This window comes from Plasticicumulans sp. (genome assembly GCF_035331805.1).
Taxonomy (GTDB): domain Bacteria; phylum Pseudomonadota; class Gammaproteobacteria; order Competibacterales; family Competibacteraceae; genus Plasticicumulans.
Window position 1 is genome coordinate 1 of record NZ_DAOLKE010000152.1, and the last position, 8,295, is coordinate 8,295.

General features: G+C 69.9%; 8 protein-coding genes. 6 read left to right on the plus strand and 2 right to left on the minus strand.

Annotated features, from left to right (window positions below; genetic code table 11):
- Positions 1–357, plus strand: a 357-nt coding sequence (locus tag PKE44_RS11520; protein WP_324551245.1) for a PUA domain-containing protein, incomplete at its 5' end; no start/stop codon positions are given.
- 138 nt (positions 358–495) lie between these two features.
- On the opposite strand, the gene rpsT is transcribed toward PKE44_RS11520, so the two are convergent.
- A complete protein-coding gene (rpsT, locus tag PKE44_RS11525) occupies positions 496–759 on the minus strand; it encodes a 30S ribosomal protein S20 (protein ID WP_324551247.1) in 264 nt (87 codons plus the stop codon).
- A 222-nt stretch (positions 760–981) separates the two neighbouring features.
- Between rpsT and murJ the strand changes: the two genes are divergently transcribed.
- The 5 genes from murJ to ispH all read left to right on the plus strand — a co-directional run bounded on the left by murJ (position 982) and on the right by ispH (position 7,868).
- The gene (murJ, locus tag PKE44_RS11530) at positions 982–2,523 is read left to right on the plus strand and encodes a murein biosynthesis integral membrane protein MurJ (RefSeq protein ID WP_324551249.1); all 1,542 of its coding nucleotides are present in this window, start codon (positions 982–984) and stop codon (positions 2,521–2,523) included.
- Between the two features lie 96 nt (positions 2,524–2,619).
- A complete protein-coding gene (ribF, locus tag PKE44_RS11535; protein ID WP_324551251.1) occupies positions 2,620–3,558 on the plus strand; it encodes a bifunctional riboflavin kinase/FAD synthetase in 939 nt (312 codons plus the stop codon).
- A 39-nt stretch (positions 3,559–3,597) separates the two neighbouring features.
- The gene (gene ileS / locus PKE44_RS11540; protein WP_324551253.1) at positions 3,598–6,441 is read left to right on the plus strand and encodes an isoleucine--tRNA ligase; all 2,844 of its coding nucleotides are present in this window, start codon (positions 3,598–3,600) and stop codon (positions 6,439–6,441) included.
- Positions 6,441–6,914: a signal peptidase II gene (lspA, locus tag PKE44_RS11545; protein ID WP_324551256.1), complete on the plus strand. Its 474-nt coding sequence runs from the start codon at positions 6,441–6,443 to the stop codon at positions 6,912–6,914. Before ileS ends, lspA begins: the two co-directional genes overlap by 1 nt.
- Positions 6,915–6,926: 12 nt before the next feature.
- The gene (ispH, locus tag PKE44_RS11550; protein WP_324551259.1) at positions 6,927–7,868 is read left to right on the plus strand and encodes a 4-hydroxy-3-methylbut-2-enyl diphosphate reductase; all 942 of its coding nucleotides are present in this window, start codon (positions 6,927–6,929) and stop codon (positions 7,866–7,868) included.
- Between the two features lie 76 nt (positions 7,869–7,944).
- Here ispH and PKE44_RS11555 read toward each other — a convergent pair.
- A partial coding sequence (locus PKE44_RS11555) for a type IV pilin protein (RefSeq protein ID WP_324551262.1) occupies positions 7,945–8,295 on the minus strand: 351 nt, incomplete at its 5' end.

An 8,295-nucleotide genomic window follows, 5' to 3' on the forward strand; every position in this document is an offset into this window, starting at 1 on the left:
ATCGGCACGCTGCTGCGGCCGCAGGCCGGGCCGGTGGCGGCGCGCAAGCAGTGGCTGGCCGTGCAGCTGCAGGTGCGCGGCTGGCTGCACCTCGATGCCGGCGCCGTGCAGGCGCTGAAGCTCGGCGGACGTTCGCTGCTCGCGGTCGGCGTGCGCGGCGTCGAGGGCGAGTTCCAGCGCGGCGAGCTGGTTGCCTGCGTCGGCCCGGATGGCGTCGAGGTCGCGCGCGGCCTGGTCAATTACGACGCGTCGGAATCGGTGCGCATCATGGGCAAGCCGACCGAGGCGATCGAATCGGTGCTCGGCTACGTCGATGCACCGGCACTGATCCATCGCGACGATCTGGTGCTGGTCTGACGCAGATGGTCTGACGCCGGCACTGCCCGCTGCCGCAGGGCGGCGGGCGATCCGGTCCGCCGGAATCGAGGCATGAAAATCGAGGCATGAAAAAAGCCGGGTCGCCCCGGCTTTTTCGGTGTGGCGGCAGGCGTGTGCTTACGCCATCGCCTTGATGTGCGCGGACAGGCGGCTCTTGTGGCGGGCGGCCTTGTTCACGTGGATCAGGCCCTTGCGGGCGGTGCTGTCGATCACGGAGGTCGCCGAGCGGAACGCGGCTTCGGCCTGCGACTTGTCACCGGCACGGATCGCGGCGATGACCTTCTTGACGTAGGTACGGAAGCGCGAACGCAGGCTGGCGTTGTGCTGGCGGGCCTTCTCCGCCTGGCGGACGCGCTTCTTGGCTTGGGCAGTATTGGCCACTGTCGGGGCTCCTGGAATTCGTGTGATGCAGTCGATGCAGTGCTGCGAGGCTGCGGACGCCCGGGCAGTGGCGGCCGACGCTGGAAAAGGCGCGAATTGTCCGCGTCCGGCGGGCCGCTGTCAATGCTGCAGGCGCGCTGGCGAGGGCTGCGCACGCTGCTTATGATCCGCGCTCCCGCGGGCCGGGGCCCGGAAAAAGAAATCCTGAAAAGAAATCCTTACATGAGCAGCAAGTCCCTGATGCGGTCCACCGGCGTGGTCAGCGCGCTGACCTTCCTGTCGCGCCTGCTCGGCTTCGTGCGCGACATGGTCTACGCCGGCCTGTTCGGCGCCGGTGCCGGCATGGATGCCTTCAACGTCGCCTTCCGCATTCCGAACCTGTTCCGGCGGCTGGTCGGCGAGGGCGCCTTCTCGCAGGCCTTCGTGCCGGTGTTCTCGCAGTACCGCACGCAGCGCAGCCCCGAGGAGCTGCGCCTGCTGGTCGATCAGGTGGCCGGCACGCTCGGGACCGTGCTGCTCGCGCTGACCGCCTTCGGCATGATCGGCGCGCCGCTGCTGGTCTGGGCGTTCGCGAGCGGCTACGGCGATGAGCCGTACAAGTTCGCGCTGACCGAGCAGATGCTGCGCATCACGTTCCCGTACGTGCTCTGCATCTGCCTGACCGCGTTCGCCGGCGGCATCCTCAACAGCTGCGGGCACTTCGCGGTGCCGGCGGTGACGCCGGTGCTGCTGAACGTGACGATGATCGCCGCGGCGCTGCTGGCGGCGCCGCACTTCGCCGAGCCGGCGCTGGCGCTCGCCTGGGGCGTGGCGCTTGCCGGCGTGCTGCAGCTGCTGTTCCAGTGGCCGGCGCTGAAGCGCATCGGGCTGGTGCCGCGCCCGCGGCTGGCCTGGCGTGCCGAGGGCGTGCGCCGGATCATGATGCTGATGGTGCCGGCGCTGATCGGGTCGAGTGCCGCGCAGATCAACCTGCTGATCAACACCCAGCTCGCCTCGACGCTGCCGACCGGCAGCGTGTCGTGGCTGTACTACTCGGACCGGCTGGTCGAGTTCACGCTCGGCATCTTCGGTGCGGCGCTCGGCACCGTGATCCTGCCGAAGCTGTCGCGCCAGCACGCCGCGGCCGAAGGCGAGGGCTTCGCGCACACCCTCGACTGGGGGCTGCGCTGGTCGCTGCTGATCGGCACCCCCGCGACCGTCGCGCTCGCGATCCTCGCCGGTCCGCTGCTCGCCACCTTGTTCATGCGCGGCGAGTTCACGGCGACCGATGTCGAGATGACCACGCGCAGCCTGATGACCTACGGCAGCGGCCTGGTCGCCTACATGCTGGTCAAGGTGCTGGCGCCCGGCTTCTACGCGCGTCAGGACACGAAGACCCCGGTGCGTTTCGGCCTGATCTCGATCGGCGCCAACATCGGCTTCCAGATGCTGCTGATCGCGCCGCTCGCGCACGCAGGCCTTGCGCTGTCGACGGCACTTGCCGCCTTCGTCAACGTCGCGCTGCTGTACTGGCAGCTGCGCCGCGACGGCGTCTACCGGCCGCGGCCCGGCTGGCCGGCGTTCTGGCTGCGCATGCTCGCGGCCAACGCGGCGATGGCGGGCTTTCTGGTCTGGGCGGCCGGCGATCTCTCGGGCTGGATCGCCGCCGACACGCTGACGCGCGTGCTCCGGCTCGCGTGGATCGTGCCGGCCGGGGCCGGCGTCTACGCGGCGGTGGCGCTCGGGCTCGGCGTGCGGCTGTCGCAGCTGCGCGCGCCGGCCTGATGGCGCGGGCCGGCATGACAAGCCCGGGCGCTTCCTTATAATCGCTCGCTTGCTTTTTCAGCGGCGCGACGCGCCCGGAGCAGCCCGGCACCCGGCATGGAACTGATACGCGGCACGCACAATCTGCGCCCCCGACACCGCGGCTGCGTCGCGACCATCGGCAATTTCGACGGCGTACACCTCGGCCACCGCGCGGTGCTCGACCAGCTGCACGCGCGTGCCGATGCGCTCGGCCTGCCGGCGGTGGTGATCACCTTCGAGCCCTACCCGCAGGAATACTTCGCGCGCAGCCAGCCGCCGGCGCGGCTGACGCGGCTGCGCGAGAAGCTGGTCGCGCTCGAAGCCGCCGGCGTGCAGCGCGTGCTGGTGCTGGCCTTCAATGCCCGGCTCGCGGCGATGCGCGCCGGCGATTTCGTGCAGCACCTGCTGGTCGACGGTCTCGGCGTGCGCTTCCTCGTGGTCGGCGATGACTTCCGCTTCGGCCACGGCCGCGAGGGCGACTACGCGCTGCTCGAACGCTGCGGTGCGGCGGCCGGTTTCGAGGTCGCGCACACCGCCACGCACCTGATCGACGGCGTGCGCGTCAGCAGCACGCGCATCCGTGAGAGGCTGGCGGCCGGTGAGCTCGCCGAGGCCGCGCGCCTGCTCGGGCGGCCGTACGCGGTGCACGGGCGCGTCGCGCATGGCCAGCAGCTCGGCCGCACCATCGGTTTTCCGACCGCCAACGTGCACTTGCGCCGGCGCGCGACGCCGCTCGGCGGGGTCTACGCCGTGGTGCTGCGCAGCCCCGGCCTGCCGCCGCTCGCCGGGGTCGCCAACCTCGGCCGCCGGCCGACGGTCGGCGGCACGCGCGAGCAGCTCGAAGTCCACTGCTTCGATTTCGACGGCGACCTGTACCGGCGGCGCGTGCAGGTCGAGTTCCGCGAGCGGCTGCGCCCCGAACAGCGCTTTCCGTCGCTGGACGAACTGAAGCTCCAGATTGCCCGGGACGCCGAGGCCGCGCGTGCGCATTTCCGCGCCCGGCCGGCGGACTGAACTCCGACTGCATGGCGCCGCAAGCGGCGCGAGGTGAGCATGGCCGATTACAAGGACACCCTGAACCTGCCCGACACGGCCTTCCTGATGAAGGGCAACCTGCCGCAGCGCGAGCCCGAGCAGCTTGCGCGCTGGGCAGGGATGAACCTCTACGCGCAGCAGCGCCTCGCCTGCGCCGGCCGCCCGAAGTTCGTGCTGCACGACGGTCCGCCGTATGCGAACGGCGACATCCACATCGGCCACGCCGTCAACAAGGTGCTGAAGGACATCATCGTCAAGTCGCGCACGCTCGCCGGCTTCGATGCCCCCTACGTGCCGGGCTGGGACTGCCACGGCCTGCCGATCGAGCACGCCGTCGAGAAGAAGGTCGGCAAGGTCGGCGTCAAGGTCGATGCCCGCAGCTTCCGCCAGCAGTGCCGCACCTTCGCGCACGGCCAGGTCGATCGCCAGCGCGAGGACTTCATCCGCCTCGGCGTGCTCGGCGACTGGCAGCACCCGTACCTGACCATGGACTTCCGCACCGAGGCCGACATCGTGCGTTCGCTCGGGCGCATCATCGGCAACGGTCACCTGCTGCGCGGCTCGAAGCCGGTGTACTGGTGCCTCGACTGCGGCTCGGCGCTCGCCGAGGCCGAGGTCGAGTACGAGGACAAGGATTCGCTGGCCATCGACGTGCGCTTCCCGGTGGTCGAGGCCGCGAGCGTGTTCGCGCGCCTGCACCACGCCGAGGGCGGTGACGGCAAGGGGCCGCTGTCGGTCGTGATCTGGACGACGACGCCGTGGACGCTGCCGGCCAACCGCGCCGTGACGCTCGGGGCCGAACTCGAATACGTGGTGGTGCAGGCCGAGACCGCGCAGGGCAGCGAACGCCTGCTGCTCGCCGAGGGCCTGCTCAAGGACTGCATGCTGCGCTGGGGCGTCGAGCGCTATCAGGTGCTCGCCTACGGCAAGGGCGCGGACCTCGAAGGGCTGAAGCTCGCGCACCCGTTCTATGAGCGCGAGGTGCCGGTGATCCTCGGCGAGCACGTCACGCTCGAAGCCGGTACCGGCTGCGTGCACACGGCGCCGGCGCACGGCCAGGACGACTACGTCGTCAGCAGCCGCTACGGCCTGCGCATCGACGACAACCCGGTCGGCCCGGACGGCCGCTTCCTGCCCGAAACCCCGCTGTTCGGCGGCCTGCACGTGCACGGCGCCAACGAGCGCATCCTCGACGTGCTCAAGGGCCACGCCCGGCTCGTGCATGCCGAAAAGCTGCGCCACAGCTACCCGCACTGCTGGCGGCACAAGACGCCGATCATCTTCCGCGCCACGCCGCAGTGGTTCATCTCGATGGAGCAGGCCGGCCTGCGCGCACAGGCGCTTGCCGCCGTCGAACAACTGCGCTTCACGCCCGACTGGGGCCGGGCGCGCCTCGAAGGCATGATCGCCAACCGCCCGGACTGGTGCATCTCGCGCCAGCGCTACTGGGGCGTGCCGATCGTGCTGTTCACGCACCGGCGCAGCGGCGAGCTGCATCCGCGCTGGGCCGAACTGATCGAGCAGGTGGCACTGAAGATCGAGCAGGAGGGCATCGACGGCTGGTTTTCGAGCACGGCCGAGGACTGGCTCGGTCCCGAGGCCGCCGACTACGAGAAGGTCACCGACACGCTCGATGTCTGGTACGACTCCGGCACGACGCACGCCTCGGTGCTGGAGCGCCGCCCCGAACTCGGCTTCCCGGCCGATCTGTACCTCGAAGGCTCGGACCAGCACCGCGGCTGGTTCCAGTCCTCGCTGCTCGCCTCGGTGGCGATGCGCGGCGTGGCGCCGTACAAGGGCCTGCTGACGCACGGCTTCACGGTCGACCAGCAGGGCCGCAAGATGTCGAAGTCGCTCGGCAACGTCATCGCCCCGCAGGAGGTCATCAAGGAACTCGGCGCCGACGTGCTCAGGCTCTGGGTCGCCGCCACCGACTACCGCGGCGAGATGACGGTCTCGAAGGAAATCCTGCGGCGCATGGCCGATTCGTACCGGCGCATCCGCAACACCGCGCGCTTCCTGCTCGCCAACCTCAACGGCTTCGATCCGGCGCGCGATGCCGTCGAGCCGGCGCGCATGCTGCCGCTCGATCGCTGGGTCGTCGACCGCGCCGCCCGGCTGCAGGCCGAGGTCTGCTCGGCCTATGACGACTACCTGTTCCACGTCATCTACCAGAAGGTCCACAACTTCTGCTCGGTGGACCTCGGCAGCTTCTACCTCGACGTGATCAAGGACCGTCAGTACACCGGCGCCCGCGACGGCCTGCCGCGGCGCTCGGCGCAGACCGCGCTGTACCACGTGCTCGAAGCCCTGGTGCGCTGGATCGCGCCGATCTGTTCGTTCACGGCCGAGGAAATCTGGAAGCACATGCCCGGTGCGCGCGCCGAGAGCATTTTCCTCGACACCACCTGGTACCCGGGCCTGTTCACGCTCGATGCCGACGATGCCTTCGGTGCCGACTACTGGGCGCGGCTGATCGACGTGCGCGGCGCGGTCAGCAAGGCGATCGAGGACCTGCGCAAGGGCGGCGGCATCGGCGGCTCGCTGGAGGCCGAGGTCGACCTGTACGCCGACGAAAGCCTGCGCACCGATCTCGCCCGCCTGCACGACGAACTGCGCTTCGTGCTGATCACCTCGCAGGCGCGCGTGCATCCGCTCGATCAGGCACCCGGCTCCGCCGTGCTCGCCCCGGACGGCCGGCTGGCGCTGGTCGTCGCGCGCAGCGAGGCGCAGAAGTGCGTGCGCTGCTGGCACCTGCGCCCCGATGTCGGCACGCATGCCGCGCACCCGCAGCTCTGCGGGCGCTGCATCGAGAACGTCGATCAGGCTGGCGCAGGCGGCGAACGCCGGCTGTACGCCTGATGGCGCGCTGGCTTTGGCTGAGCGTGGCCGTGCTCGCGCTCGATCAGATCAGCAAGTACGCCGCCGAGACCCTGCTGCTGCTGCACCGGCCGGTGCCGGTGCTGCCGCCGGTGCTCGACTTCATGCTCGCCTACAACACCGGCGCGGCGTTCAGCTTCCTCGCCGGAGCCGGCGGCTGGCAGCGCTGGTTCTTCATCGTGCTGGCCGGCGCGGTGTCGGTGGCGCTGACGGTCTGGATCGTGCGCCTGCATGCGCATGAGCGGCGGCTGGCCGTGGCGCTGGCGCTGGTGCTCGGCGGTGCGGTCGGCAACCTCGTCGACCGCGCGCTGTGGGGCCACGTCATCGACTTCATCCTCGTGCATTTCGGCGACTGGCCGTTCCCGGCCTTCAACCTCGCCGATTCGGCGATCACCGTCGGCGCGGCCCTGCTCGTGCTCGACAGCCTGTTCCCGCACCGGGCGCCCGACGCCTGAGGAGTCCCCGCCATGCAGATCCGCCTCGCCAATCCGCGTGGTTTCTGTGCCGGCGTCGACCGCGCCATCGAGATCGTCGAGCGCGCGCTCGACCTGTTCGGCGCGCCGATCTACGTGCGTCACGAGATCGTCCACAACCGCTACATCTGCGACAAGCTGCGGGCCGAAGGCGCGATCTTCATCGAGGATCTGGCCGAGGTTCCGGACGGCTCGACGCTGATCTTCTCGGCGCACGGCGTCTCGCGCGCGATCCACGACGAGGCCGCCCGCCGCGGCCTCAAGGTGTTCGACGCCACCTGCCCGCTGGTCACCAAGGTGCACATGGAGGTCGTGCGCTACGCCAAGCAGGGCATCGGCGTCGTGCTGATCGGCCACGCCGGTCACCCCGAGGTCGAGGGCACGATGGGCCATTACGACCGGTCGGCCGGCGGCGCCATCCATCTGGTCGAGACCGTCGCCGACGTGGCGCGCCTCACGGTTGCCGATCCGCAGCGCCTGGCCTTCGTCACGCAGACCACGCTGTCGGTCGACGACACGGTCGGCATCATCGATGCGCTGCGCGCGCGCTTCCCGGCCATCCACGGCCCGCGCAAGGACGACATCTGCTACGCGACCCAGAACCGTCAGGACGCGGTCAAGGAACTCGCCGCCGACTGCGACGTGGTGCTGGTGGTCGGTTCGCCGAACAGCTCGAACTCCAACCGCCTGCGCGAGATCGCGCAGAAGCTCGACGTGCCGGCCTATCTGATCGATGCCGCCGAGGACATCGATCCGGACTGGCTCGCCGGCAGGCAGCGCGTCGGCGTCACGGCCGGCGCCTCGGCGCCCGACGTGCTGGTGCAGCGCGTGCTGCAGCGCCTGCGCGACGAATGCGGCGCCGAGGTGCAGCCCGACGATGGCGGCATCAAGGAGAACGTCGTGTTCGCGCTGCCGCGGGATTTGCGCCGCGCCTGAGCATCCTGCGCAGCTGCCACAGCAAAAAAACGCCGGCAGTTCGCCGGCGTTTTCATGTGGGCTACAGGCTTTGCCGTTACTGCCAGCAACCGGAGGTCGTCGGCGTACGTGCGCCGGTCTGGTCGACGGTCAGGCTGCCGCAGGTATCGCTGGCCTGCGGGCTGCCAGGCTTCGGAGTCGCGGTCAGCGTGAAGGTGAGGTTCGCACAGGTGCCGGCGATCGTGTAATAGACGCGGGTATCGGTGCCGCAACTGGCCGAGGCGACCTCACGCGGCAGGCACTGTACCGGCAGCGTCGGACAGTCGGCAGTACCGGCCGTAGCCGTATAGCGGAAGTTCGTCGAGTAATAGCGCTCCATGAAGCCGGCATTCTCCAGCAGGGCCGCCTTGGCATCGCCGCGGCGGCTCTTGCGCACGCTGTCCTGATA